The following is a 26,176-nucleotide window of genomic DNA, read 5'->3' as shown; positions in this document are numbered from 1 at the left end:
AGAGAGCGGTAGCCTTTTTTAAAATATCATTGTGTTCCTCAAGGTTGGATATTTTCTTCTTGAGCTCACGAATCTCAATTTGCTCTGGCGTGAGTGGAGACGCTTTTGGGGTAATACCTTGATACTCTTGTTTTAGTTGTCGAACCCATCGGTCCATTGCAGATTTGCTGACGTTCATAGCCTTAGCTGCTTCGATAATTGAATAGCCTTGCTCTGTCACCAATTGCGCAGCTTCAAGTTTGAACTCTGTACTAAAAGTGCGTCTTGTACGATTTTTCATATAGTCACCTGTCTAGTTCTGAGATGCATCTTAACATCCCTAATCAGGTGGCCAAATTAACTATGCCACTACATAGCATGATTTGGTAGGCCTATTTATAAAGTGAAAAGTAAACAGCATATTTCACTTATATAGTACCAGTCCCTACTTTCACTTTATACGCATAATTAAAACCATCCCTAAGCATTCGAAACAATGATTGATGAATGCAACATAGCTTAATTCTATGGCAATTGACGGCTAAGTATGGCGATCCGTTGTTGCAACTCTTCAATTTCATCCATCAATTCGAGGCTTAAGGCCACACCTGATAGATTTAATTCCAAGCCATTCATCAGACGCTGCGCCCGCTGCAACCGAACTAACGCATGGCTATTAAAATACCAAATAGATTCCGTTGACTGCTCAATCGGTTCAACTGGTTCCACAATACCGTATTCGATCATTTCAACTATGATGTCTACGTGAATATCACATCGTTCACAGACCTCTTCTAGAGTAAATAACACATGCTCATGTTGAGATTCAATTACCACTATCTCTGACTTAGACATCCTCTACCTCTCAAAAACGTGGCGTGGGTTAAACTCAGACTCACACTCAGCTAATTGTTGATAAAGTGCTTCGGCATTACTGCTGTGTGTTTTTGGTAAACTCACTTGTAAGGTCACGATCTGATCTCCAGCGACTTCACTTGTCTTACCAACCAAACCCTTGCCTTTTATACGAAGTTTATTACCACTGGTCGCGCCTTTGGGGATTTTTAACTTTACTTTACCATTAAGCGTCGGTGCTTCTACACTGGTTCCCAAAGCCGCTTCCCAACAGGTAATTGGCAAAGTAAGTAAAATATTTTTGCCATCAACAGCAAAGTAAGGATGCGGTGCGAATTCAATTTCAAGTAACAAATCCCCTGCTTTTCCACCACCAACGCCCGCTTCGCCTTGTCCCGCCAAACGAATATGCTGTCCCTGTATAACACCAGCAGGAATCTTCACATTTAGGGTTTTATCACGCTGCCTTATAAAACCATTTTGATCAGGCTCGGAAACTCGTAAAGACAACTGTCGTTGACAACCCAGATGTGCTTCTTCCAAAAATAAAGCGATTCTATGATGTATATCGCGGCCTCGCTGATTAGCCGCCGAACGTTGAAAATCATCCGCTTGACGAAATCCGCCGCCGCTCGACCCAAAAATAGAATCAAAAAAATCACTATAATCAGCATTGCTACTTTGGCTATGCGACCTTTGACCTGTATGAGCAGATTGCCAATCAGGCGGTGGCTGGAAACCGCCATCCGCTCGACGAGAACCTTGCTTTCGCAACACATCGTATTCAGCGCGTTTTTCTGGATCCTTTAAAACAGTATAGGCTTCGCCTACTTCTTTGAATTGCTGCTCAGCATTAGCTTCTTTACTGACATCAGGATGATATTTCCTAGCAAGCTTTCGATAGCTCGCTTTTATCGCAGAGGCATCGGCATTTTCAACGATCCCCAGAATCTTATAATAATCTTTAAATTCCATGCAGCTTCACTTCCATCATAACCGACCTCGCTTACAAGCTCGTTCGTTAAATGTATTTTAGTCTTCTATCATCATAGACCTTTTAGCAATGATAGCTGTTTAAATTTCAAATAAATTTGATATAAATCTAGATATATGAAGTAAAAGCGAAATATATAAGAATAAGCAGGAAATACATAATATATAAATGATAGCTATGAATAAAATACATTAAAAAAATCGATCATATTCATTAGAAAAACAGATTAATATAAATAGTAAATTAAAAATAAAAGACATCTTTTTTATAGGTGTAATTATTTTTTAAAAATTAAAGACATCAAAAAAATCATCACACGATAAAATTAAAATCAATAGAAAACAAAAATGCAATAGATATTGTTAATTTTGAAGAAGAAAATATTAATGCGATTTTTCATTGAAATGTTCAAAAATTAAGAATATATTAAACATGTATTTAAAATACCATAAAGGTAGAGATTATGGATGTTGAAATAAAAACCAATAAAAACATCAACTACTTAGATGATCAAAAGCAAAGCCCTCTACTCTATGAAGCTGTCGATTACAATTTGTTACTTGTTAATTATAAAACATTAAATGTAATTACTAATTATGAGTTTGTAAGCCAGTTCATGCAAAAAAATGGACAAAAGGGACTTGTTATTTTTGATGTACCTAAGAATGTAGACTTTTCTGAGTTGAAATCATGGCCTAACTTGAAAGGCATATTTTTTGAATATGCAGATGAAACGCTTTTCGAGCAAGGTTTTAAAGCAATTGAACAAGGTGAATTATGGTTTCCAAGGCCAGTAACAGATTGCTGGACTCGACAAATGCTTGAAGAAGAGCAACACACTACATTACGAACAAATAATTTAACTAGAAAGGAAATAAAAGTATTAAAATTATTGTATTCTGGTTTAGAATATACAGCTATTGCTGATAGTCTATTTATAAGTGAAGCAACGGTTCGTGTTCACTTACATAAAATATACCAAAAAATTGAAGTAAAAAACAAACAACAAGCTAGACTTTGGTGTAAATCAAATTTCAACAAGATCAATAGTTAAGAGGGCTTATCTGAAATCTAAGAATATCTGTATATTCTCCTGCAGCTTGTTTTTTGAAATCATCTATTCTCATTTTCAAATTTATAAAAAAATCATCTTTTCTGTTATAAGAAAAAACTCTACTATAATTCTGTTTTAAACTCACCCATTCACCATCTAAATTAATAAAATAGCTAATAGCATATTTAGCTTTATAAACACCATGCCTTAACTCACCTCTATTTTCAGAATAAACATTCAATCTAACATCAGTATTGGTTATAACTTTAAAGCTAGGCAACATGCTATATTCTTTGCTTGGTATTAATTCTCCCAAATAAACATTACTACTATGAGAGTTATAACCAAGAATTGATATACTAGCCCGAGAAATTATATCCTCTTGAATTTCAACATACTTTTCATCTAATAAAGTATTATTGTCATCAAACAATTTTATAAGCAAATTATCAGTATATGCTCCAGCTCTAACTACCGCACCAACAGGAATTAATAAATCAATATCAGCTGTAGAATCAACAAAATTAAAGCGTGCTCTTGATGGTAAAATAAAATTCTGATTGTTACTTCTAATCTGATATTTAATATACTGAAATTGACCTTTTAATCGATATTGATTTTCTGTTGTTAATATCATATAAGCATTACAGTTGTTATCATTAACTAAATTTATGCGAAATTCTTTTCTTGCCGGACTAGGTTGTGATGAATAGTAACTTTCAAAGTCATCATAAAGGTGTCTTATTTCTCCAATTCTTGCATCACACTGAGCAATAACATATTGGGGTAACATCAGAAAAATCATACCGCTAAAAATAAGTCTTATCTTATTAATGTACATGAATCACCCCTTTCCTCTGTAACTGCTCATTTTCTTTAACATCAATTAAAAACTTAGATTGTCTATCGTTATTTAATGTAATTTCATACTGACAAGGCATAAGTCCCGTCAGTGCAAATTTTCCTTTTTTATTAGTAAAAAAATCTATCTCCATTTTTTTACTATCTGTAGTACAAACAGCAGTTCCAACTTGTAAAGCTAAAGGCACATTTTGCTCATCAAGCAAAGTTGCAATAACAGAAATATTCGCTTCCGTACCTATTACGACTTGATGTCCACTTCGGTAAGATGGATAAAAAGAAATAACACCAGATCCAATATCGTATCCTGGAGCCAAGTCATCCACATCAACACTTACCGTTGAGCGGCTGTATGAATTAATATCATTTAGCAATATAGTCGGAAAATCTTCATTACTTGCTCGATACTGATTGTTGTACTTTCCTAAAGTAATTTTTTTACTTTCTAGGCTTGAGTGAGCTTTAACCAAAGCAAAGCTATCATATATAGGTTTGCCTACAGCCCAATCGCCATCGGCAAAAGCAATACTAGAAGAAAAACTCAAACGGGTTTGATGGTCGGCTGATTGCGAACTAAGTTCCTCATAGGAACTAGAGTGATCAATACTGGCTAAAAAACGATTCGCATTATATTGCGCATACAGATCAAATTCGGCTTCATCTTGATCATTTTTTTCCGCTCCTACGCGATAATTAAATGAATCCACATAACGACGATTACTGTCTTGCGTGAATTCTAGACGTGTTTTTTTCCCGCCAGATTGTTGAGAAAGTCTTGCGCTTTGAGTATTTGAGAATTTATACAATAATGAGAGTTTTGCCCGCCAACCCTCTTTGCCATTATTTTCTTCCCATTGCCCGCCAAAGTTATATCGCCATTGACCGTTATAAAAATCGTGGGAAAAACTAGCGCCGATCGTTTTATCCACACCTTCTTCTCCATATGTTGTAGAAGCATTAACAAATAAATAAGTTTGAAAGTTAGGGGTATTAAAATAGCTATAGTTTGCTTGAAAAATATGTTCTCGGCGGTGAAAATCGTTGTTTTGGTCAGGTCTATAACCTAATGACAAATAATTCTGACTAGCATGTTCATAACCTACACTAAAATTTCTATGCTCAATGCTGGGATCGGTAAAAGTGTTAAATACGATTCGATAAGCACTACCATTTAGCTCATCACTAATACTCCACGAATTTTCAAATGCAAACTGACCAATCGTTGTCGCTACAATATTTTTGAATCCAATTTGTTGTACGTATTCATCTGTTTGAGCATTAATTCCAGCAGTCCATGCAGTCGTGATTCCATAATCAAGATAGCCACTTATAAGAGGATCGTCATAGTTATATTTTTTTTCTTCGCTTACTACTGAAGGGACACCAAAAAAAAGTTCATATTTCAAATCATCTTCAGCAAATAAATTTAGTCCTGTGGTCACATCAAAATTAATGATACTAACCTTACCTACATTATCCGTAATTCTTAAAATAATATTGTTATTACCTTCTTTAATTGGAATATCATCTAAAAGGTATATTCCAGACTCTAAATTCAACCGTTGTATTACTTGATCATCTAAAATAACCTCAACTGATGATGGATTATCTAAAGTAAAACTTCTTGAAGCGCTTGGACGAACAACATCGTCTGAAACAAGAGAGTAATTATGAGACAACGCTATACCTAAAATGCTTGATGAGGATTGAAAATAACTACCTGTAGTATTTTTATCCCCTAGTGTTACTCTCAACCCACTGTCAGGGATATCATGAACTAAACGAGTTCCTAACCTTTTAAAAATTGGGCCATTTCCATTTTTTTCGGAATCATATTCAGCTTCATTTTCTAAAACCCATTTTTTGATATTCACAACCATTTCGGTACGAATGGCTGACTGTTCATTATTTCCAGTAGAAGAGAAGCCATCTTGATAAAAATAGCTTGAATACACATTCATATAGCCACTAAAATTGGACTCATGTAACGGATCAAGCGGCCTTGCATTAGATTTAAGACTTAAAAATTGTGGTTTTATTAAGTTAGATGGAATAGAAATTTCTAGACTAAAATCGCTCAAATCAAAAACAAAGGCTAATCCATAGATTTCGAGCCCTTTTGTAGAAATTAATTGATTCTGAACATTTTTAGACATTGCTACGAGGTTTTCCGAGTACAAAAAGCGTTCAAAAATTGGTTCAACCTCATCCCAATGCAGTAGTAGACTATCTGCAGGCGTGACCGTTAGTGTTAATCTTCCAATAGAATTTTTATTCACCTCAGCCTCCACACTTAATTCAATATTACGTTTTGTTGGATTGATTTTTGAGTACGCAGGCAACGAAATAAATACTAAAAAACACACAAAAATCAAATAACGCATTTTACTTAAATAACTCTATATGCATTTTTTTTGAATTTAAATTATCAACAGAAAATGCAAGTGGAATCCTAATAAACATCGAGCTTAAAGGAGGAAAAAAAACATCGTAACCTTGTGATTTCAATTGATCTTTATAATAGGTCTCTTTTTTCACTCCATTATAAAATATTGACATATCATAATCACTTAGCCGAGAAGACCCGTCACCACTATTAACGACTTTAGCCACAATAGAATTCTGCTCTAAATGAGTATTTTCAATATTTAGATTTGGAAGCATTTTTAACTGATCAATATGTACAATTAGATTAATATTGAGCAGCACAGTTAGCTTTGATTGCTTTTCTTCTGGTTCATTTGCTACCGACTGCTCGATCAAACTGACTTGATATGTTTTGTCAGTTTTCGGCACAGTCTCGCCTAACCAACGAAATTGAATTCGCTGATTTTTACCCGATTTTAAATACAATAAAGGAGGAAAAACCCATAGAGGAGAATCTTCCAAAGGTATGAGATCTGGCTCTGACAGACCTAAAGGATCAAATTTAACTTCATAAACTTGAACTTCAAATGCCACATCTCTAGAAAGATCGTTGTATATCATGCTAGAAGGAATTTTTGATGTTTCAAATGGTGAAAATGTGATCACCATTGGAGAAACTTCTATAGCGTAAATAGGCGATATTATAAATAGAAGCATAAAAAGAAAGATCTTTATAAAATAATACATTATAAGACTACTTCTAGATCACTTTTTTTCGCATTAAATTTTGAAGGTATTCTTATAAATACTTTACGACTTGAATTTGGAAGCAAAAACTTTCCATCCAATGCTCGGCTTAAATCTTGACCTTCCAATTTGTAAACTTGACCTTTATTTTTCACTACCCATTTAGCCTGAGAAAGACGAATAAACTTATTGCCTTTATTTTCTAATAACACGCTCCACGTTTCTTTATCTACTTGCTCTTTATTCTTTATTACTAAATTAGCTTTAGCATCATTCGGTACAACATTAAGTAATGTTTTAAAGCTAAGCGCCATACCAATACCTGATCCATCTAGTTCACCAAGATCAACGGTCACTTGGTTAATCGCTATTCGATAAGACTTAGATTCAGATAAAACAGGTTCTCCGATATACCTTATAATTACGGATTGAGTCTTTCCAGGTGGAATAATAGTTGTCAAAGGTATAATTAAGAAATCATCATCATTTGGACGAAGTTCTTCTTTTCCATTTTTATTCACTAATAAATCTAACGCGAATATTTCTACCGTTAAAGATTTATCTGAATTATTCAAAACACGTATAGTTTGCTGAGATTGACTTCCTGTAGGCTGTATTTCAGATACCATTGGCTGTACCTGAAAAGCAAATATAGGAAAAGAGCTAAAGACAAAAATAAAAAATATAATATATCGCATAATTTTTTTCCTAATTCAAAAAAAGGCAGTATTAAACTGCCTTTTTTTGTTTTTTCTTAGTTAGCTGTAATTGATAACATTAGTTGATCTGTATAGTTACCAGCGAAGGTTGGAGTCTGGGTAACAGTCATAAAAATGTTACCTGAGTTGTAACCTGCTGCTAACGCAGGAGAGCCATTTTTACTTTGTGATTCTTTCAAATCATCCACACCAGTAGTCGCATTCAAAGTGAAGTCATATGGACCTGCTTTAAACTGTGCAGTGTAGCCAACGCCAGTACCGTCTTGACCATCGACAGTTTGCATGTGACCTTCAGACGATGTCAGAGTAACTGTCGCTCCATCGTAGTCATTACATTTCAAGCTAGTGATTGGAAGCTGGAACGTCGCACCTTGGGCTAGTTGAGAAAAATGCACTGACGTAGCAGAGGTAGCTACTTCACAAACTGAAGGGACTGAACCGCCCACATCAAGATTGCCTGCTAACACTGCGCCAGATGACAAAGTTGCAATTGCTGATAATACGATTAACTTTTTCATTGTAATATTCCTTCAATAATGTGAATTAGATTTAAAAATTAATGTCTACCAAACTCCACCAGAAACAGCTGATGGAGTCATTTCTATGCGAATTACATCCTGATAATCTCCCGCATAAACTAATGGCTCAACCAGTTCAAGTTGTAACTTTGCCATGCTTTTAAATAAAATATCGCCAACGTTTATATACTGTGTCGTTTTAAGACGATGAGAGGAATAAGTTTCGCTTTCCCCTAAATTCTCAATAGACCAAGTGACGTTATAGCTATTTATTTGAGTACCATGCTGATGACTTAAGCCACCATTTTCCGACTGCATTGATACTCGCATAGGTGAATTACAATCAATCACCAATTCGGTACTAGCGTAACCTTTAGATGATATTGTTAGATTATTATTTAATGCGGTAAATTCACACTTTGAAGGAATATAACCGACCAAAGTCAAGTTAACATCACTGCTGCAAAAAGCATCAAACGTACAAGCAAATAATAAGTACCTAACCCGTTTTATCATCTTTTCATTTCCCTTGGGTTATCTCGCTAACACAACCAAGATCCTAGATAAAAAAAAACGTTTAGTTAGTTTCTATTTGCTTATCAAGACACCATTCATTCGTTTATCCGCTTTGAAGACGTATAGATTTTCAGTAAACATTTAACCTAATTTGTGACTTTAAAAATAAACTTAATCAGCTAAAAAAATAAAATCCCTATTGAATTTAACGACTTACAAAATATTTCTCTTTTATTACAGAAGTAAACACCTAATAAACAAAATCTCACAATAAAAATGAATAGCCTCTAAAAAATAATTAAACATTACTAAAAAACAACTTAAGGTAAATATTTCTTAAGATCTTGTGACATAATACTGACAATCAGCTTCTACCTACCTGTACGCCCTGGAAAGCCACTCTTGTAGGAAAGAACAACACTGGCTACCACTTTATAATTAATACAGCTCAATTCTTGTATCTTATTCAGACTTGTATCCGCATTGTGTCGACGAGGCCAAAATACAGATATAAAAAAAGGCTAATTGAGTTTCCCCAATTAACCTTATTTATATCTAAGTAGAAAAAGTGTTTTCTACACGGTTTTTACTTCCGCTGGCTCGATGTTTAACTTGTCTTCTTCAATCTGATCTAACTCAGGGTCACCTTTCCCTTTCGAGATTTTGATCACATAACCAGTCACAAATAACATCACAACGATACCAATGATAGTTGATAGTTGCATTGGCAAACCAAAACCTAAAGTACTGTTATTTAAGATAAACGTTGTACATACCGCCGTCATAAACATCGCAGGAATAGTCGAAATCCAATGCAGTTTATTGAAACGTAATAAGTACGCAGAAGCCGTCCACAACATCATCACAGCAGTCATTTGATTAGCAAAACCGAAATAACGCCAAATCACAGCAAAATCGACCTGAGTCAACACGCCACCTACTATGAATAAAGGCATCGCCATCAGCAAACGACTTTTCAGTGTTTTTTGCTCCATATTGAAGTATTCAGCCAAAATCAAACGGCTAGAACGAAATGCAGTATCGCCGGAAGTAATTGGCAAAATAACCACGCCTAAGAAAGCAATGATCCCGCCAAAAGTCCCAAGTAAACCAAAGGACGATGTGTACACCACATTGCCAGGACCGCCGTCAGCAACAGCATCACCCAAAGATCCCATAGAACCAAAAAATGACAAGGCAATCGCACACCAAATTAAGGCAATCACACCCTCTCCTATCATGGCACCAAAGAAGACGAAGCGTCCGTTTCTTTCATTCTCTAAACAGCGTGCCATTAATGGTGATTGAGTGGCATGAAAACCAGATACAGCACCGCAAGCAATAGTAATAAACAACGCAGGCCAAAGAGGTAAATTGTTTGGATTCATATTAGTGAACATATCGCTAAACTGATAATCCGCTAAAATAGAATGCCCTGAAGAGAACCCAATCGCCCCGATCAAACCAACAGACATGAAAATCAATAGCGCGCCAAAGAAAGGATAAAAACGACCAATAATTTTATCGATAGGCACAATCGTGGCTAAAATATAATAAGCGAAAATGATCGCGACCATAGCTCCCATAGAAACCGTAGTGCTTGTTTGTTCATTCACTAAATTAGTAATCATACTGGCTGGAGCGGATACAAATACCACACCAACAAGCAGTAACAGCACAATTGCAAACACATTCATAAAATGTTTCGCACCTTTACCCAAGTAACGACCAGTAATAGATGGAACAGAAGCGCCACCATTACGAATAGAAAGCATTCCTGAGAAATAATCATGAACAGCGCCGGCAAAGATACAACCTAAAACAATCCAGAGCATTGCTGCAGGACCATATAAAGCCCCCATGATAGGGCCAAAAATTGGTCCCACACCAGCAATGTTCAATAACTGCACTAAGTAGATTTTTTTCTTAGACATTGGCACGTAATCCACACCGTCACGCTTAGAAAAAGCAGGCGTAGTACGATTTTCTTTGATACCGAATACTTTCTCGACAAAAGTACCGTAAATGAAGTAACCCGCAATAAGCGCAGCTACACAGAAAAGAAACATCATCATATTATTATTTTCCCATTCAATGATTGTTTTTATAAGTGTGGTCACGAAGATAAATGCACTTCCAAAAACAAGCATCTGAGCTTTCACTCAGTGGCAAAATATCAAGTTAAGAGGTCATAGGGAGAATTGAGCGGTATTCACGATTAGTAAATGGTTATGGTCACGCCTCTAGTAGATACCAAGCATTTGCTTCAATAGCTTCAAATAACGACGGCTAACTGGCGCGATACTTCCACTGAGAGTAACCACTTCAGCAAGCCCATTATCGAGCAATTGAATCTCTTTTATCGCCTTGGCATTGATAAGATATTGGCGGTGACAACGCAGTAATTCGGTCTTTTCTTCTAATGTTTTTAAGGTAAGCTGGCTGCTTGCCGTCTGTTGCGCCGTTTTAACATGAACACCAGAAAGGTCACTGTAAGCCATTTCGATATCGTGTAGAGGAATAATCATGATTCGATTATGTCCAATACAAGGCACTTGCTGAAGCTGCGTTGGCATTAGAGCATCAATTTGTGCCTGAGTATGAGGTGCTTCTTGGTTATGCCTAACTTTTAACAGCCTATTAAGGCTTTTATGAAGACGCTTGGGATCAACCGGTTTAAGCAAGTAGTCAAACGCATTATCTTCAAACGCCTGAACAGCGTATTGGTCAAAGGCCGTAACAAAAACCACATGAGGCATGGTTTCTGGGTCAAGCATACCGATAAGCTCAATACCACTAAGCTGCGGCATTTGAATGTCCAAAAAGATGACTTCCGGCTTTAGAGTATTAATAAGCTTAAGCCCTTCAATAGCATTACTAGCTTGAGCAATAACCTCTACTTCTCCCGATTCCTGAAGTAATTCGGTCAGCTCTTCTCGTGCAAAAAGCTCATCATCTATTACGATTGCCGTTAACATAACTATATTTTCTCGACTGTTATTGGTTATATCCGATATCTACTCGATGACTGGAATTAGAAAACGCATTCTTGTCCATTGCCCTTCGTCACACTCTGTTTTCAATTCCGCCGCATCACCAAAATAATGCGTAAGACGCTTAGCCACAATATCCATACCTAAGCCGGTATCATCAGCAGGTATTGGTACAAATCGCCCGGCATTGTCCTCAACAAATATGTCATAACCTAATGCATTTCGTTGACTATATATTCGAATTCGTCCGCCTTCTAACAGGGTGCTAATGCCATGTTTGATTGCATTTTCAACAAGAGGTTGCAGTGTAAAACTAGGCAACATTCTATTCAGTAATTCATCATGGATATCAATTTCTACCTCAAGTCGATCGGTGAAACGCGCTTTCTCAATTGTCAGATATGCATTCACATGGGCAAGCTCATCTTTAAACATTACCGTCTCGATATTTTGTTTAAGATTGCTCCTAAAGAAATGCGAAAGATGCTGAATGAGTTCCCGCGCCTTATTAGGGTCTCGACGAATAACCGCACTAATGGTATTCAGCGCATTAAATAAAAAGTGAGGATTGACTTGCGCTTGCAACAACTTGATTTCTGCTTGAGTTAACAGTGTTTGCTGCTGCTGAAAGTCACCATATAAAATTTGGCTCGATAATAATTGCCCGATGCCCTCTCCCATAGAGCGATTAATATTGGACAACAGCTTGCGCTTTGGTTCATAGAGCTTAATGGTACCGACAACTTTTTTACCTGCCCGCAAGGGAATAACAAGAACCGAGCCAAGTTTGCAGCTATCTGAAATAGAACATCGATAAGGCGACTCACTGCCACCTAAATACACCACTCTATTCTCTTCCATAGCTTGTAATGTATATTTGGAAGAAATTGGAGTATTGGGTTTATGGTGGTCTTCTCCAATACCGATAAACGCCAAAGTTTTTTCGTTATCTGTTACAGCTACCGCACCAACACTAGTTTCTTCATAAATAATACGTGCAATTTTTTCAGCACTGCTCGCATCAAAGCCAGAACTCCATAACCCAACGCTACGTTCCGCAATCGTTAAAGCCCGTTGTGAAAAAACCGCAGAATAGCGCTCAAAAATAGTTTTCTTATCTTGAAGAATACTAACAAACAACGCGGCACCAATGCAGTTGGCAATTATCATTGGCATAGCGATCTCAGACACTAACGCATAAGCTTGATCAAACGGTTTAGCAACGGCAACAATAATAAGCATCTGACTAACTTCCGCCACAAAAGTCACCGCGAGAACAACCAAAGGGTTAAATAACTGATCAGATTTATCTTTTCTCACAAAATACAAATGCATTAAGCCACCAATAACCCCCTCTGCGGTGGTAGAAATTGCACAAGCGACATCTGTAAAACCGCCCAAACTATAACGATGCATACCACCCGTTAAACCAACAGAAAAACCAACAACAGGGCCACCAAGCAAGCCACCAATCACTGCACCAATCGCACGTGTATTGGCAATAGCATCATTAATAGTAAGACCAAAGTATGTCCCCATAATGCAGAACAATGAAAATAAGACGTAACAACTAAATTTATGAGATCGCTGCGAGGAAACATTCAGCAAAGGCAGAAAAATAGGAGTCTTGCTCAACATGTAAGCCAAGACAAGATACACACTCATCTGCTGCAACAACGAAAGAATTAAATGCATAAAACGATACTTTTAAAAACGAAGACATCAAGAAAATAGAGACTCAATTTACCCGTCTAACCCTATCGGAACAAGAAAAGAGTCTGCGACAAAGCCGACAATACATAACAAATTCTCTATCTCTTGAGATTTAGTCATTTAAAAAGCCGATTTGATTTTACTCTGCCCCCCTCTATCACCGATAATTCCCGCTAATGACTCACCCCAGCCGATGAAAGGTTTTGGTAGAGCAACTCGCATCTAAAGTGGAAACCCTATTCAATGGAAATCAAAGTTAATTTTCTCGACAATCTGAGACTTGAAGCCAAGTTTGACGATTTTACCCTTATAACCGATCAGCCGATCCGCTATAAAGGCGATGGTTCTGCACCAAGTCCATTTGATTACTTTCTAGCGTCTTCTGCTTTGTGTGCAGCGTATTTTGTGAAGGTCTACTGCAAGGCTCGTGATATCTCAACGGATAACATACGTTTGTCGCAGAACAACATTGTCGATCCAGAAGATCGCTACAACCAGATTTTCCAAATTCAAGTCGAATTACCAGACGACATTTCGGACAAAGATCGCGAAGGCATCTTGCGTTCTATTGATCGCTGTACCGTTAAGAAAGTGGTGCAAACAGGGCCTGAATTCAAAATTGAAACTGTTGAAAACCTAGACGCAGACGCCAACGCTATGTTGATGGGTCAGCCTGATGGCGCGACGAGCACTGTGATTCTTGGTAAAGACTTACCGCTAGAGCAAACTATTGCCAATATGACGGTCATGCTAGCCGACCTTGGAATGAAGATTGAGATTTCCTCATGGCGTAACATCGTGCCTAACGTTTGGTCTCTGCATATTCGTGACGCGGCGTCGCCTATGTGTTTCACCAACGGTAAAGGCGCATCCAAAGAAAGCGCGCTGTGTTCTGCTCTTGGTGAGTTTATCGAGCGCTTGAATAATAACTTTTTCTACAATGATCAATTCTTTGGTACCGACATCGCTAACAGCGAATTCGTGCATTACCCCAATGAAAAATGGTTTGCGCTAACTGAAGACGATTCCCTACCAAAAGGCATCCTAGATGATTACTGCCTAGAGATTTATAACCCAGACGACGAACTGTTTGGCTCGCATTTGATCGACACCAACTCAGGTAATAAAGCCCGCGGCATTTGTACGATTCCTTATACACGCAAATCCGATGGCGAAACGGTTTACTTCCCGTCAAACCTCATCGAAAACTTGTTCCTAAGCAACGGCATGAGCGCGGGCAATAACCAGCAAGAAGCGCAAGTGCAATGTTTGTCGGAAATTCTAGAACGCGCCGTTAAACGCCAAATAATCGAAGACGAAATTGTCTTGCCAGATGTGCCAATGGAAGTGTTGGAGAAATACCCAAGCATCCTTGCTGGCATCAAGGTATTAGAACAACAAGGCTTTCCTATCGTGGTGAAAGACGCCTCTCTTGGCGGACAATTCCCCGTGATGAACGTCACTCTAATGAATCCGAAAACGGGCGGTGTGTTTGCTTCTTTTGGCGCCCATCCAAGTCTTGAAGTGGCGTTAGAACGTAGCTTAACCGAGCTAATGCAAGGTCGTAGCTTCGAAGGTTTGAACGATGTACCAAAACCTACGTTTAATAGCATGGCTGTCACAGAGCCAGAAAACTTCGTTGAACATTTTATTGACTCAACCGGTGTCATTTCTTGGCGCTTCTTCAGCGATAAGCACGATTATGATTTCTGCGAGTGGGATTTTTCAGGCACCAATGAAGAAGAAGCCAACGCCATGTTCGGCATTTTGGAAGAATTAGGCAAAGAAGTGTATGTTGCTGAACTTAGTGATTTAGGCGCATCAGCTTGTCGTATTTTGGTACCGGATTATTCCGAAGTGTATCCAGTGGAAGATTTGGTGTGGGACAACACCAACAAGGCGTTGGATTACCGTGAAGATATCTTGAACCTACATTCTTTAAGTGATAAGCAACTTACCAATCTGGTAAATCGTTTAGAAGACAGTCAGCTAGATAACTACACAGACATACCTACTTTGATTGGTATCGTATTTGATGAAAATACCGTCTGGGGTCAGCTGACCATAATGGAGCTGAAAATCCTGATCTATTTGGCGCTTGATGCTCACGAAGAGGCGTTAGAACTTGTCGGTGAGTTCCTGCAGTTTAACGACAACACAGCCAAACGCGGTTTATTCTATCAAGCAATGAACTGTGTATTGGAAGTAACGCTAGACGAAGAATTAGAGCTGGACGACTTTATCCATAACTTCAGCCGTATGTTTGGTAAAGAAGTTATTGAAAACGTTGTCGGTTCTGTCACTGGCGACGTGCGTTTTTATGGCCTCACTAAAACCAGTATGCAGCTTGAAGGCATCGAACCGCATTTACGCTTGATCGAAAGCTACAAAAAACTGCATCAAGCTCGTAAAGCCAACGCAGCCAAATAATCTAGTAATCTAGTAATCTAGTAATCTAGTAATCTAGTAATCTAATAGATTTAGCGTAGAACGTTAAAAGCGAACCCTCGGGTTCGCTTTTTCATTATAAAAACCATAAACATACAGCTTTTCCTCAAGGGAATCGATTCTGCTATAATTTTGATTCTAACTATTTAGCCTAAAATGCTTTAACGGCAAGACTGCCGTACTTCAATATCGTTTATTTATATGAGTGACAACTGAATGTTTCATAATATCGTGCGCCAATCTGCCTTTGTATCAATTGGCCTTGTATTACTAACATTAAGTGGCTGCGAATCCATGTCACTCTCTTTCGATTCCGTTGATTCAGTAAAACAGTTATCAAAACAGATAAAAGAAGCAGATGACCTTGACGATGTAAAAACCATCGCCAAACAAGCAAAAGTCACTAGGGACTTAGTAAGAGCAGATATTAAAGCGATTCAAGCACTATATGCAGAGCTTGACCAAAAAGTGAATAAAAAATGGGGCAAAGGTAATAGCGAGCTGCCCGAGAAGAAAAAGTACGTAAAATACACCAACGACTACCAAGCAAGAACCATTGTAGACTTTGAAAAAGGCACAGTGCGTGTCGAAACGCTAACCACGAATTCGCCTCTTGATACATTAAAACAAGCCGTAACAACCACACTACTCACAACAGCAGATCCAACCAAAACCGATATTTTCTCTAGCGACGCACCAGATACAGAAGGTGTCCCCTTTTTGTATCCACAAGTTATGGATCATGATGGCAAGCTTGTGCAATATCGTTGGCGTGCACAACGTTACTCAGATTATCTTGTAACTAATAAACTAAAAAAATCCAGCTCAAACGGCAAAACAGTCTATGCCGTTGAATTCAACCTAGTTGCTCAACACGAACACCTACGCCAAGAAAAATACAGCCAATACGTAATCGCCGCTGCTAAACGCTACAACTTATCTCCAGCCCTGATCTACGGCATTATTGAAACCGAAAGCTCTTTTAACCCTTACGCTGTCAGCCCAGCGAACGCTTATGGTTTGATGCAAGTGGTACCAGCCACAGCAGGTCGAGACGTTTATAACCTAGTGAAGAAAAAATCTGGCGAGCCAAGCAAAGAAGTACTTTTCTCTCCAGAAAATAACATCGATATCGGCAGTGCTTACTTACATATTTTACAGACCCGTTATCTCGTAAAAGTCAGCAACAAAGTCAGCCAAGAATACTCAATGATTTCCGCTTACAACGGCGGCACTGGCAACGTATTAAAAACATTTGATAAAGACAGAACACGTGCCATGAACAAGATCAACCAAACCTCCACCAGCAATGTGTATAAGAAACTAAGATACGACCACCCTCGAACCGAATCTCAAAATTACCTAGAGAAAGTCACCAAAGCGAAAAAGAAATATGAGTAAGACTAGACGTCGGACTCTTCGGTGATCGAAGCAAAAGTATTGGAGAACAAGTATTTAAATATTGCTAAGCAAGGAGGTGTAGCACTAGAAAAGAAAGTGACTTACTAAAGTGGTAAGTAAACAAGCAATGGACATCATCAAAAAAATTCTAAAAATAAATGGAGAGATGAGTATGCGAATCAGACACTCAATGCAACGCTGGCTAATAAGCGGAATAGCCATTCTTTTTACCGTAACCGCTTATTCCAGTCCTATAGTGGCTTTATCAAACACTGCCAAGATAGAAGGCAACAATAGCCAAGGCATCGATTCTTTTTTAGGTGTTCCTTATGCAAAAGCACCGACTGGCTCGTTGCGCTGGCAATCACCTCAACTAGCAGATTCTATACAAAGCACTTTGCAAGCCACACAAAAAGGCGCTATTTGCCCTCAATGGCAACAAGGCAAATTTAAAGGTCAAGAAGATTGCCTAAACCTAGATATTTATCGACCAGACAACAATAAAGATAACTTACCTGTTCTCGTTTATATACACGGCGGCAATAATCAAACAGGCGAAGCCCATGAATTTGACCCTAGAGCACTGGCCGAATCATTAGACGCCATCATAGTGCAAGTGAATTATCGTCTCGGTGTATTAGGATTCAACCCTCTTAGAGCGATTAAAAGTAACGACCCAGTCCAGGCCTCAGGTAATTTTGGACTGTTAGATCAACACGCCGCACTGCAATGGATACAAAATAACATCAAATATTTCGGAGGGCGCGCCGATCAAGTCACCGTATCTGGTTTTTCTGCCGGCGGACGAGATGTTATGGCAATGTTAATCTCGCCCCTGTTTGAAGATCAATTTCAGCAAGCTATTGTCTTCAGTGGAGGCATGACAACATCACCAGTAGCACCAAGCCAAGAAGTATTCCGTCAAGCATTTTCTTCGCTTGTTGTCAGTGATGGAATCAAAACCAATATGACGGCAGCGCAAGAGTGGCTAGCCGAGGGAAGTAAAGCGGTTAAAGAGTATTTGCAACAACTACCAGCAGAACGATTAGCACCATTAATGAAAGACGCTGGCATACGTATGAGCCACTTTCCACACTTGTATCGTGATGGTGTAGTAATACCAAAAGAGGGCTTTGATACCATCAGTTACAATAACGTGCCAATCATAATGCTGTCAGGACAAACCGAGTTCTCTTTCTTTGCGTTAAGTGATCCCAACTTTGTTAAAGCATGGCATTCTGGAGCATTAAGCAAAGATCCTGAGTTACTAGCCCAATACCAATTTACCTCAAACTACGGTAGCAAACTTTACAGTCTATTTAATGTGCAAAAATCAGCAGAACAGATGTTTGAACATTACCCGTCTCCTATTTATGGAGCTGAAATAGCCTTTGGAACCAACCCTTTTGTCGCACAAAACCCACAAATGGACTTAATCGGATCATTTCATGGTGTGTTTATGCCGCTCCTAGATCAAAATTGGCAACAAGCACTTTTAGGGGAGACGTTTCAGAAGGCAGGAACGCTAGATCTAGCCAAACACTTTCAAGCTTATCTAAAACGTTTTATTCGTACAGGTAACCCAAATGATCCAGACCTAGTCAACTGGTTAACCTGGTCACCTGAACATGAAAAACAAGGTCAATCATTACTCACCCTAAATGCCAATAAACACCGAGCTCTGATTCAAATGTCATCGAAGTCATACGATGAAAAAGCGCTACTTGACGCAATGAAGAATGATCACAGCCTTCCAGATCAAGCAAAAAAGAAAATGATTAATCAGGTATTAAATGGACGCTGGTTTAGCGATGCGCTAGACCAACAATTTAATAACCCTTCCTTGTGGCCTAAGCCATAAGGATAATTTTGGCCGGCCCGCTCATTGGGTTCGGCCAAACTTTGTCGTGAATTCAATTAAGAAGAAACCCTCTCGCCACCGCACATGTCGCTTTGGCGTTTTTGATTTTATTCAATATAAGCTCTGGTTCTGTGCCGGTTTCAATTTGAGCAGACAAGAGCGCGGCGGATTCTGCAACGCCGTAAACACCAACGGTTTTAAAAATGTAGTCAGATTTAGTGCTAAGCAACGGCTCCATTGGGGCGAGTTGTTGGGCGCTATAAGTGTTGAAATTCCAGCGGTACTTTTTTGCAAGGGCAATAAGATTGGTCTCATCCGCTTTAATATCAATACTGTTTAGAGAGTGAATATCGTTTGGGATTAAGCCTTTTTGCGCTAGGGCGTCGAGCATGAGACTTTCAAGAAATTCTAATGGGCAGTTGCGTTCACAGCCCATTCCCAAGGTGTAAATAGGATTCAGGTAAGGTTTTGCTGTGGTCATAACAAGCTGTGCGCCAAGGGATTTTGCCACTTGCGCGCCCCACTCGTTGGCACCACCTTCATGACCAGACAAAAGCGGAATGACAAACTTACCTTCTTCGTCCAATACCAAGACTGGCGGGTCTTGATACTTATCTTGAATCACTGGCGCGAGGGTTCGCATAACGATGCCAGTGGCGCAGATGAACACCAGCCAATCACCGTTTTTAAACGCCGTTTGCACGAACTCGGCAAAGGGTTTTGGCTTGTAGTCGACTACCGTATCGGCCCAATGATTCAGCCGTCCTTTAGACAATAACTTTTTAGCCAGACTTTCACCTGCTGGCGTTAACGCGATAAAGCGTATCACCGAGTGCCTCGCTCACTTTTGGTCACCACGAACAAGGAGAAATACGGCCCAGCTTTGTCTTCCAAAGTAGAGACATCACGCACAATACGTTCGTTTTCACGACCAATGTATTCAAGATATTTCGCGTCTTGCATGCGATTGGTTTTGCGTAACGCCATGAGAATACGCGGACGCGCACGTCCTGCTTTCATGATGACCACACTGTCATGTTGCTCTAATGCCATATCTATTTGCTGTGCGGTATGACGACCACTCACCACAGCAAAGGACTCTTTCAACACGGTTAACGGATGATTCAAGGCAGACGATGCGGCATTGATTGACGACACACCGGGTACAACTTGGCATTGAAAATCGCCTTCTAGACGCTCTAATAAATAAGCGAAAGAACCAAAAAACAGCGGGTCGCCTTCACACAAGAAAACCACGTCTTTGCCTTGTGATAATTCGTCAGCAATCGCTTTTGCACCATTGTCGTAGGCTTCATTTGCCAATGAACGATCCGTCGACATAGGCATGACGATGGCAATTTCGTTTTGCGCATGAGTCACGCCAGCAAAGGCTTCACTGGCGATGGTTTTCGCTTGGGAACCGCCTTCATCGTTAGCAAGGTAACTCACCACACTAGCACGCTGAATCAAACGTAACGCTTTTAAGGTGATCAATTCTGGATCACCGGGACCTACGCCCACACCAATGAATCGGCCTGTTTTTTGAGATGTTTCCGAGGCACTCATTGTGCGCTTTCCTTATAAATTGTCTTATTGTCTATCTTGATCATGTGTTCTGCAGAATACTTTTTAAAGTGATGGAGTGTCACAGGTAAACTTGGGCGAAATAATCGCTGCCCAGCTAATCGCTCGCCTTTGGCAATCGACACTTGCAAGCTTTGTTCGTCTGCGTCTTGCGCTTCGTCACGCAGTTGCGCGAATTGCATTACTTGGTATTTTGTCTCTTCGGTAACGGCGCTAGCCATTAAACTGCCGCCAGCAGGCAATAGATCCCAAACCTGCGTCATCAAGGCATTTAATTCGCCATCACTGCCACCAATGAAAACTTTATTAGGCCTGCCGTGTTGTGCGTTGTTGTCAGCTAGCAAATTGCCAGCAAGTAAATCCACCAGCACATCTGGCGCGCGGCCTGCCACAATAGATAAATTCTGCATGACGCCAAAACGGTCTTGGTTGGCTGTTAAACAGGCTAATCTATCTGGATGATGTTCAATGGCAACAATCTGACTACGCGGATGCCAATACGCCATTTCCACACTCACACCACCGCAACCCGCACCAATGTCCCAAACTATGTCGCCCTGCTCAATGTTCATATAAGACAAAATCGCCAACCGCACTTCTCGCTTGGTAATCATGCCTTTGCCGTCGCCCTTATCTGTCACAAAAGACGTATCTGGAATGCCAACCGAGCTTGGATAAAGCGAGGGTTGCTGGCTAGTTTTCAGCACAATCACATTGAGCGGATCAAACTCTAATTCGCTTTCGAACCCATCTCCGTCAGTAAATAACTTAGTTGCGAACGTCCGGACTTTTTCTTGCGCATAACCCAAGGCTTCACAAACCGTAATTTCGCTTTGATCCAATCCTGCTTGCACGCATTCTTCGGCAATGTGTTTCGGTTGGCTGTATTGATCGGTCAGTAACACCAAGGTTTTATTCGATTGCAAATGACGACGCAAAGACGCCAATGGACGACCGTGCAAGCTCACCACATGCACATCTTGCAAGGATAAACCAAGACGATGACACGCTATTTGAATACTGGAAACGTTTGGGTAGAAATACAGGTTTTCAAACGAAAAATTACGCATTAACCAAGCGCCAATCCCGTAATACAAAGGATCACCAGAGGCCAAAACCACCACCTGTTTTGCACCTTGTGATTGCCACTGTGCGAACGATTCTTTCAGCATTTTGAGCTTGGGTAAATCCTCACGTTGCGCTTGATGAGTATATTGCGCAATCGTTTCGTGCTGACGTGGTGCGCCTAAAACAACGTCATTCGGCGACAAGCTCGCCAAGACCGCTTGCGCCGCGACATCAAGATTCGCAGTGTCGTTAACACCTAAGCCGATAACATGAATCAGCATTCGTGTTTCTGTCATTAACCTACTTCCATTCAATGCCATTAAATTAAGCTAGGTGGATTGTCGCTGCCCATTAATAACTCAAGTTTCGGAGTTCAAAAACAGCAACAAAATACACTTAACTTACTGTTTTCCTTGTTCCCACCCAGGACCGAGGGTAAAAAAGAACCTTGGTATTTGATTTACGCTGACGCGTTGAGCTTGCGAAACAGGCGCAAGTATTTTTTATTTTTAAGAACTGAACACCAAGGCTCATGGAATGCATTAATAATACTCGCCTAGATTACAGCGCAACAATGCATTACAACTGGCCGATGTCACTGCACTACCGCCCATTCGTCCGAGCAAGGTAATGCATTCAATACCGAGTTTTTCATGGGCTTGCCAAAGGGCATCTTTCGATTCCGCAGCGCCAACAAAACCCACTGGCATACCGATAATTAAGGCTGGTTTTGCTGCGCCTTGTTCTATCATTTCCAATAAACGAAACAAAGCCGTTGGCGCATTGCCGATTAGTACCACGCTGCCAGAAAGGTCTTCTTGCCATAAACTCAGCGCCGCCATAGAGCGGGTTTCACCTTTGCTTTTGGCCAATTCCGCCGTGCGAGGATCATTCAAAAAGCACAAGGGCTCTCGCGTTAGCATGCGTTTGGTCACGCCTTGCTTGACCATTTCCACGTCGCACAAAATCGCGCAGTTATTCGCCAATGCCTCGCGCCCAGCTTGGGTCGCATTCGTACTAAATCGAACTTGCTCGGCCACATCAGGCAAGCCAAGGCTGTGTACCACACGCATCACGACTTGCTGCTGATCTTGACTCAAGCCAGACAAATCAGTTAATTCACGGATTTGGCGAAAGCTGTCGTTCTCAATGGCTTGAGGGTTGTTTTCGTATTTATAGTCGTCTGAAGAAGTCACTGTTGGCTGTCTTTTTGTTGATGCTTAATATGGATAGAAGTGTTACCCCAAGCCGCTAAACAGGCTTGCAAGCATTCTTCTGTGTCACTAAATTCACGATCGGCGTCGGGTAAAATTGGCCGAGCATGTAATAAAACGGAAATCGATAATTCGCGCGCGGCTTCGAGTTTTGAATACGTCGCTGAGCCGCCGCTGTTTTTACTGACAATCACATCAATGCTGTGAGCCACTAACAATTGACGCTCGTCTTCTAAGGCAAAAGGCCCAATGGCTTTTATCCAATCGATGTTGTCCGGCAGAGAAAACTTGGGTTCAACCGCCGTTCGCCATACGATGCGTTCAATACTCGGCAATTGCATAATACGTTTGAGCAAAGCTTCGCTCATTTGCCCTGCGCTTAATAACGGCACTCGAAAACCATCGAGCTGAGCAAGTAAATCGGCTTCATCTTGGTAATCCTGCCAGTTATCGCCTTCTTCTTGTTGCCAAGCGGGACGATGAAAACGCCAGCACGGAATGCCAACGTCTTTGGCTGCAATAACAGCTTTGCTGCTCATGGTTTGCGCATAAGGATGAGTCACATCCAAAATCGCGCCTATGTTATTGTCTTTTAAATACTGAGCCAAACCACCAAATTGGGTAAATCCACCTACCACCAGCTGGCAATCTACTTTTGGTATGCGGACCAAACCCGCCAAACTGTAAATGACGTTTAATTTCGAATGATTTAGCCCTGACTGGTTCTGCCCTTTTTTATGAAGAGCATCGGCCAAATGTCGAGCATCAGCGGTGCCGCCCAATAATAAAATTTTCATGGCTCATCCTGTTTATTCATATCCGCATCCAACGCTTTGCCGACAAATTGGCCTTTGCGATCAATCGCCCACACCTCTAATTCTATGTGAGCTGGAATGTATCTTCGCGCAAAGTCTAATGCTTGCAGGCAGATTGCATCAGCAAGCGGCAAACCTGCCGACATGGCGAACGACAAGGCTTCCACGCTGGTGTTGGCGTTTGTCATGCACTCTTGTAACTCAGCATCTGCGCCTAAACTTGCAGCCAGTTGCGCCAACGCCCCCAAGTCGATACCAGACACGCGGCTGTTTAAATCCATGTGATGCTGAGCTAACTTGCTGATCTTACCAAAGCCACCGCAAATACTTAATTTAGTCAGTTGAGCTGGTGTGGTGGATTCCACTTTTTTTATGTGCTTTAACACAGCGCCGACAAAGTCGCCCATTTCGATCAAGGCCATATCATCAAGCTGATAATGGCTTTTTATCGCGTCTTCACTGGCGTTGCCGGTCGTGGCCGCAATGTGTGTAATTGCGTTAGCACGCGCCACATCAATGCCTTGATGAATGGATGCGATGTAAGCGGCACAAGAAAAGGGTCGCACTATGCCGGTAGTACCTAAAATTGATAATCCGCCTAAAATCCCCAAACGCGGATTCATAGTTTTTTGTGCGATTTGCTCGCCATTGATCACGCCGACAGAGACATCAAAACCACCAAGATATTGATAGGTTTGCGCAAAGCCTTCTAAATGCTCAGTCATCATTTTACGCGGCACTGGGTTGATTGCTGGTTCGCCAACGTCAAGCAACAAACCGGTTCGCGTCACAGTGCCAACTCCTTGTGCTGCATGGAAACGCACGCCTTGCTCTGATGACAATCTCAGTTCAACAAATAACGTCGCACCATGAGTGGCGTCTGGGTCGTCCCCAGCGTCTTTGATGGTAGCGGTTTTGATACCGTTGTCTATTTCTTGGTATTCGATAATCGGTAGGTCGACCACTTTGCCTTTGGGTAAGGTGACACTCACGTTTGAATCTTGTTTTTGGGCAAAAAGTGCTTGTGCCGCGGCTACGCAACAGGCCGTGGCACAGGTCCCGGTGGTTAAACCAGTACGCAGTGGCGCGGGCGATTCAGCACTTTCGGGCCACATTCTTTTAGTTTCCTTTTCCTAAAAAAATCTTGGCGGTGACATCAAGATTCGAAGGGAAAAACAGATGCAAATAACTGGCGGTCAAACCTTTCTGCTGATAAATCGCTTCGCCCGGTGCAGGATGTCGCTGACGACGACCATAGCCGACAGGTTCTGGCGTATTGGCGCTGCGTGACCTATGGTGAGCATGGCCACGAATTTCACCTTGCGGAATCACCGCCGTTTGCATACCTTGGCAGCCACGTTTACCGCGCATTGCACCTTGGCCTTCCAAAATCCCCAACATCGGATAGCACTGATTATCCAAATCGGTTAAATCATCCAAGCTATAAAGCATGCCGCCGCATTCTGCCAAAATGCCTTTACCTGTTTGGAAAAAGTCTTTGATCGCTTGGCGCATTGTTGTGTTTTCTGACAAGGCTTTAGTGTGTAATTCAGGATAACCGCCCGGTAACCAAAGCGCATCGGCATCAGGTAAAGCTTGATCATGCAATGGTGAGAAAAACACCACGTTAGCGCCTAAGCTTTTTAGCGCAATCAGGTTAGCATCGTAGATAAAACTAAACGCCGAGTCTTTGGCAACCGCAATGGTTTTGCCTAATAAGCTTTGCTCGATGGTTTGTTTAGCGTCTACTTGATTTGCAGGGTAAAAAGGCACGGCTGTAGGTAATTCCAGTAAGCCTGTATCTTTGGTTTCTTTGAGCCATTCAACAGCGGCTTCGAAACGAATTTCTAGTTCATCTTTCACTTCGTCCGCTTGCACCAAACCCAAGTGACGTTCTGGCAAGGTAATCTCTTCATCACGCTTTAACGTTGCAAGCAAAGGCAAGTTTGCAGGAAGCGCATCACGAATCAATTCGGCATGACGTTCGCTACCACAACGGTTGGCAATCAATCCGGCCACTTGCACGTCATCACGGAAGTTCGCCAAGCCAGTCGCTACTGCGGCGGCGGTTTGCGCCATGCCTTTGACATCCATAACAATAGCCATGGGAATACCAAAACGAGCCGCAAGATCGGCACTGGATGGTTCACCATCAAACATGCCCATAGCGCCTTCCACCAAGATTAAATCCGCCACTTGAGCAGCTTGGTAGAGTTTGTCTTGGCAATACTCTTCGCCTGCCATCCAAATATCCAATTGTTCAACTGGCTGTTTTGAAGCTTGCGCTAAAATTTGTGGATCAAGGTAATCTGGACCCGTTTTAAAGACACGAACCACTTTGCCCTGATTGGTAAAATAACGCGCCAAGGCGGCAGTAATTGTGGTTTTGCCTTGATTCGACGCAGGCGCCGTCAAAAATAACGCGGGACAATGAACAACGGAAGTGGTCATAAAGCAGTCTCTAAAAGT

At 40.8% G+C, this 26,176-nt stretch carries 23 protein-coding genes; 4 read left to right on the top strand and 19 right to left on the bottom strand.

The window, feature by feature from the left end; all coding sequences use genetic code 11:
- The 3 genes from BUA59_RS19510 to BUA59_RS19500 form a co-directional block, all read right to left on the bottom strand.
- Positions 1-280 (bottom strand): transposase (locus BUA59_RS19510; RefSeq protein ID WP_139248932.1); only part of this gene is annotated, 280 nt, incomplete at its 3' end.
- A gap of 224 nt (positions 281-504) precedes the next feature.
- Complete coding sequence (locus BUA59_RS19505) at positions 505-834, bottom strand: chaperone modulator CbpM (RefSeq protein ID WP_072841335.1); 330 nt, start codon at positions 832-834, stop codon at positions 505-507.
- A 3-nt stretch (positions 835-837) separates the two neighbouring features.
- Entirely contained in the window at positions 838-1,809 is a 972-nt protein-coding gene (locus BUA59_RS19500; protein WP_072841325.1) for a DnaJ C-terminal domain-containing protein, read from the bottom strand.
- Positions 1,810-2,291: 482 nt separating this feature from the next.
- Here BUA59_RS19500 and BUA59_RS19495 point away from each other — a divergent pair, with 482 nt between their 5' ends.
- Positions 2,292-2,882, top strand: coding sequence for a LuxR C-terminal-related transcriptional regulator (locus BUA59_RS19495; protein WP_072841324.1), 591 nt, complete (start codon positions 2,292-2,294; stop codon positions 2,880-2,882).
- Here BUA59_RS19495 and BUA59_RS19490 read toward each other — a convergent pair.
- From BUA59_RS19490 to BUA59_RS19450, 9 genes are all read right to left on the bottom strand, one after another.
- On the bottom strand, positions 2,872-3,723 hold the full coding sequence (locus BUA59_RS19490) for a hypothetical protein (RefSeq protein ID WP_072841323.1): 852 nt from the start codon (positions 3,721-3,723) through the stop codon (positions 2,872-2,874). The genes BUA59_RS19495 and BUA59_RS19490 overlap by 11 nt on opposite strands.
- Positions 3,713-6,022 (bottom strand): fimbria/pilus outer membrane usher protein, encoded by a 2,310-nt coding sequence (locus tag BUA59_RS19485; protein ID WP_245813201.1) that lies wholly within the window; start codon positions 6,020-6,022, stop codon positions 3,713-3,715. The genes BUA59_RS19490 and BUA59_RS19485 overlap by 11 nt, the downstream gene beginning before the upstream one ends.
- A gap of 106 nt (positions 6,023-6,128) precedes the next feature.
- A complete protein-coding gene (locus tag BUA59_RS19480) occupies positions 6,129-6,827 on the bottom strand; it encodes a fimbrial biogenesis chaperone (protein ID WP_245813199.1) in 699 nt (232 codons plus the stop codon).
- A 29-nt stretch (positions 6,828-6,856) separates the two neighbouring features.
- Complete coding sequence (locus tag BUA59_RS19475; RefSeq protein ID WP_072841320.1) at positions 6,857-7,555, bottom strand: fimbrial biogenesis chaperone; 699 nt, start codon at positions 7,553-7,555, stop codon at positions 6,857-6,859.
- Between the two features lie 56 nt (positions 7,556-7,611).
- A complete protein-coding gene (locus BUA59_RS19470; RefSeq protein ID WP_072841319.1) occupies positions 7,612-8,094 on the bottom strand; it encodes a hypothetical protein in 483 nt (160 codons plus the stop codon).
- A gap of 45 nt (positions 8,095-8,139) precedes the next feature.
- The gene (locus BUA59_RS19465) at positions 8,140-8,610 is read right to left on the bottom strand and encodes a hypothetical protein (RefSeq protein ID WP_072841318.1); all 471 of its coding nucleotides are present in this window, start codon (positions 8,608-8,610) and stop codon (positions 8,140-8,142) included.
- Between the two features lie 575 nt (positions 8,611-9,185).
- Positions 9,186-10,685: a carbon starvation CstA family protein gene (locus BUA59_RS19460; protein ID WP_072841351.1), complete on the bottom strand. Its 1,500-nt coding sequence runs from the start codon at positions 10,683-10,685 to the stop codon at positions 9,186-9,188.
- Positions 10,686-10,853: 168 nt separating this feature from the next.
- Positions 10,854-11,588 carry a two-component system response regulator BtsR gene (btsR, locus tag BUA59_RS19455; protein ID WP_072841317.1) on the bottom strand — a complete coding sequence of 245 codons (735 nt, stop codon included), beginning with the start codon at positions 11,586-11,588 and terminating at the stop codon, positions 10,854-10,856.
- Between the two features lie 39 nt (positions 11,589-11,627).
- On the bottom strand, positions 11,628-13,298 hold the full coding sequence (locus BUA59_RS19450) for a sensor histidine kinase (protein WP_072841316.1): 1,671 nt from the start codon (positions 13,296-13,298) through the stop codon (positions 11,628-11,630).
- Between the two features lie 261 nt (positions 13,299-13,559).
- On the opposite strand from BUA59_RS19450, the gene BUA59_RS19445 reads away from it, so the two are divergent.
- From BUA59_RS19445 to BUA59_RS19435, 3 genes are all read left to right on the top strand, one after another.
- Entirely contained in the window at positions 13,560-15,746 is a 2,187-nt protein-coding gene (locus BUA59_RS19445) for an OsmC domain/YcaO domain-containing protein (RefSeq protein ID WP_072841315.1), read from the top strand.
- 234 nt (positions 15,747-15,980) lie between these two features.
- On the top strand, positions 15,981-17,165 hold the full coding sequence (locus BUA59_RS19440) for a murein transglycosylase domain-containing protein (protein ID WP_084122565.1): 1,185 nt from the start codon (positions 15,981-15,983) through the stop codon (positions 17,163-17,165).
- 172 nt (positions 17,166-17,337) lie between these two features.
- Positions 17,338-19,026 carry a carboxylesterase family protein gene (locus tag BUA59_RS19435; protein WP_217653757.1) on the top strand — a complete coding sequence of 563 codons (1,689 nt, stop codon included), beginning with the start codon at positions 17,338-17,340 and terminating at the stop codon, positions 19,024-19,026.
- A 52-nt stretch (positions 19,027-19,078) separates the two neighbouring features.
- On the opposite strand, the gene BUA59_RS19430 is transcribed toward BUA59_RS19435, so the two are convergent.
- From BUA59_RS19430 to BUA59_RS19400, 7 genes are all read right to left on the bottom strand, one after another.
- On the bottom strand, positions 19,079-19,855 hold the full coding sequence (locus tag BUA59_RS19430) for a cobalamin biosynthesis protein (protein WP_072841314.1): 777 nt from the start codon (positions 19,853-19,855) through the stop codon (positions 19,079-19,081).
- Positions 19,852-20,592 carry a precorrin-2 C(20)-methyltransferase gene (gene cobI, locus BUA59_RS19425; protein WP_072841313.1) on the bottom strand — a complete coding sequence of 247 codons (741 nt, stop codon included), beginning with the start codon at positions 20,590-20,592 and terminating at the stop codon, positions 19,852-19,854. The genes BUA59_RS19430 and cobI overlap by 4 nt, the downstream gene beginning before the upstream one ends.
- Positions 20,589-21,974: a precorrin-6y C5,15-methyltransferase (decarboxylating) subunit CbiE gene (cbiE, locus tag BUA59_RS19420; RefSeq protein ID WP_245813197.1), complete on the bottom strand. Its 1,386-nt coding sequence runs from the start codon at positions 21,972-21,974 to the stop codon at positions 20,589-20,591. Before cbiE ends, cobI begins: the two co-directional genes overlap by 4 nt.
- Before the next feature lie 246 nt (positions 21,975-22,220).
- Positions 22,221-22,874 (bottom strand): precorrin-8X methylmutase, encoded by a 654-nt coding sequence (locus BUA59_RS19415; RefSeq protein ID WP_072841311.1) that lies wholly within the window; start codon positions 22,872-22,874, stop codon positions 22,221-22,223.
- Entirely contained in the window at positions 22,871-23,689 is an 819-nt protein-coding gene (locus BUA59_RS19410) for a precorrin-6A/cobalt-precorrin-6A reductase (RefSeq protein WP_072841310.1), read from the bottom strand. The genes BUA59_RS19415 and BUA59_RS19410 overlap by 4 nt, the downstream gene beginning before the upstream one ends.
- Positions 23,686-24,822, bottom strand: a complete 1,137-nt coding sequence (locus tag BUA59_RS19405; RefSeq protein ID WP_072841309.1) for a cobalt-precorrin-5B (C(1))-methyltransferase — start codon at positions 24,820-24,822, stop codon at positions 23,686-23,688. The genes BUA59_RS19410 and BUA59_RS19405 overlap by 4 nt, the downstream gene beginning before the upstream one ends.
- A gap of 4 nt (positions 24,823-24,826) precedes the next feature.
- Positions 24,827-26,158 carry a cobyrinic acid a,c-diamide synthase CobB gene (locus tag BUA59_RS19400; protein WP_072841308.1) on the bottom strand — a complete coding sequence of 444 codons (1,332 nt, stop codon included), beginning with the start codon at positions 26,156-26,158 and terminating at the stop codon, positions 24,827-24,829.
- Between the last annotated feature and the right edge of the window lie 18 nt (positions 26,159-26,176).

This window comes from Marinomonas polaris DSM 16579 (genome assembly GCF_900129155.1).
Taxonomy (GTDB): Bacteria; Pseudomonadota; Gammaproteobacteria; order Pseudomonadales; family Marinomonadaceae; genus Marinomonas; species Marinomonas polaris.
This window is presented reverse-complemented; position numbering and strand designations above follow the sequence as displayed.

Bases quoted from the DNA above. Each gene is read 5' to 3' on its own strand.
- BUA59_RS19505 (WP_072841335.1), bottom strand. From the start codon at position 834: ATGTCTAAGTCAGAGATAGTGGTAATTGAATCTCAACATGAGCATGTG.
- BUA59_RS19500 (WP_072841325.1), bottom strand. From the start codon at position 1,809: ATGGAATTTAAAGATTATTATAAGATTCTGGGGATCGTTGAAAATGCC.
- BUA59_RS19495 (WP_072841324.1), top strand. From the start codon at position 2,292: ATGGATGTTGAAATAAAAACCAATAAAAACATCAACTACTTAGATGAT.
- BUA59_RS19490 (WP_072841323.1), bottom strand. From the start codon at position 3,723: ATGTACATTAATAAGATAAGACTTATTTTTAGCGGTATGATTTTTCTG.
- BUA59_RS19480 (WP_245813199.1), bottom strand. From the start codon at position 6,827: ATGCTTCTATTTATAATATCGCCTATTTACGCTATAGAAGTTTCTCCA.
- BUA59_RS19475 (WP_072841320.1), bottom strand. From the start codon at position 7,555: ATGCGATATATTATATTTTTTATTTTTGTCTTTAGCTCTTTTCCTATA.
- BUA59_RS19470 (WP_072841319.1), bottom strand. From the start codon at position 8,094: ATGAAAAAGTTAATCGTATTATCAGCAATTGCAACTTTGTCATCTGGC.
- BUA59_RS19465 (WP_072841318.1), bottom strand. From the start codon at position 8,610: ATGATAAAACGGGTTAGGTACTTATTATTTGCTTGTACGTTTGATGCT.
- BUA59_RS19460 (WP_072841351.1), bottom strand. From the start codon at position 10,685: ATGATGATGTTTCTTTTCTGTGTAGCTGCGCTTATTGCGGGTTACTTC.
- btsR (WP_072841317.1), bottom strand. From the start codon at position 11,588: ATGTTAACGGCAATCGTAATAGATGATGAGCTTTTTGCACGAGAAGAG.
- BUA59_RS19450 (WP_072841316.1), bottom strand. From the start codon at position 13,298: ATGCATTTAATTCTTTCGTTGTTGCAGCAGATGAGTGTGTATCTTGTC.
- BUA59_RS19445 (WP_072841315.1), top strand. From the start codon at position 13,560: ATGGAAATCAAAGTTAATTTTCTCGACAATCTGAGACTTGAAGCCAAG.
- BUA59_RS19440 (WP_084122565.1), top strand. From the start codon at position 15,981: ATGTTTCATAATATCGTGCGCCAATCTGCCTTTGTATCAATTGGCCTT.
- BUA59_RS19435 (WP_217653757.1), top strand. From the start codon at position 17,338: ATGCGAATCAGACACTCAATGCAACGCTGGCTAATAAGCGGAATAGCC.
- cobI (WP_072841313.1), bottom strand. From the start codon at position 20,592: ATGAGTGCCTCGGAAACATCTCAAAAAACAGGCCGATTCATTGGTGTG.
- cbiE (WP_245813197.1), bottom strand. From the start codon at position 21,974: ATGACAGAAACACGAATGCTGATTCATGTTATCGGCTTAGGTGTTAAC.
- BUA59_RS19410 (WP_072841310.1), bottom strand. From the start codon at position 23,689: ATGAAAATTTTATTATTGGGCGGCACCGCTGATGCTCGACATTTGGCC.
- BUA59_RS19405 (WP_072841309.1), bottom strand. From the start codon at position 24,822: ATGTGGCCCGAAAGTGCTGAATCGCCCGCGCCACTGCGTACTGGTTTA.
- BUA59_RS19400 (WP_072841308.1), bottom strand. From the start codon at position 26,158: ATGACCACTTCCGTTGTTCATTGTCCCGCGTTATTTTTGACGGCGCCT.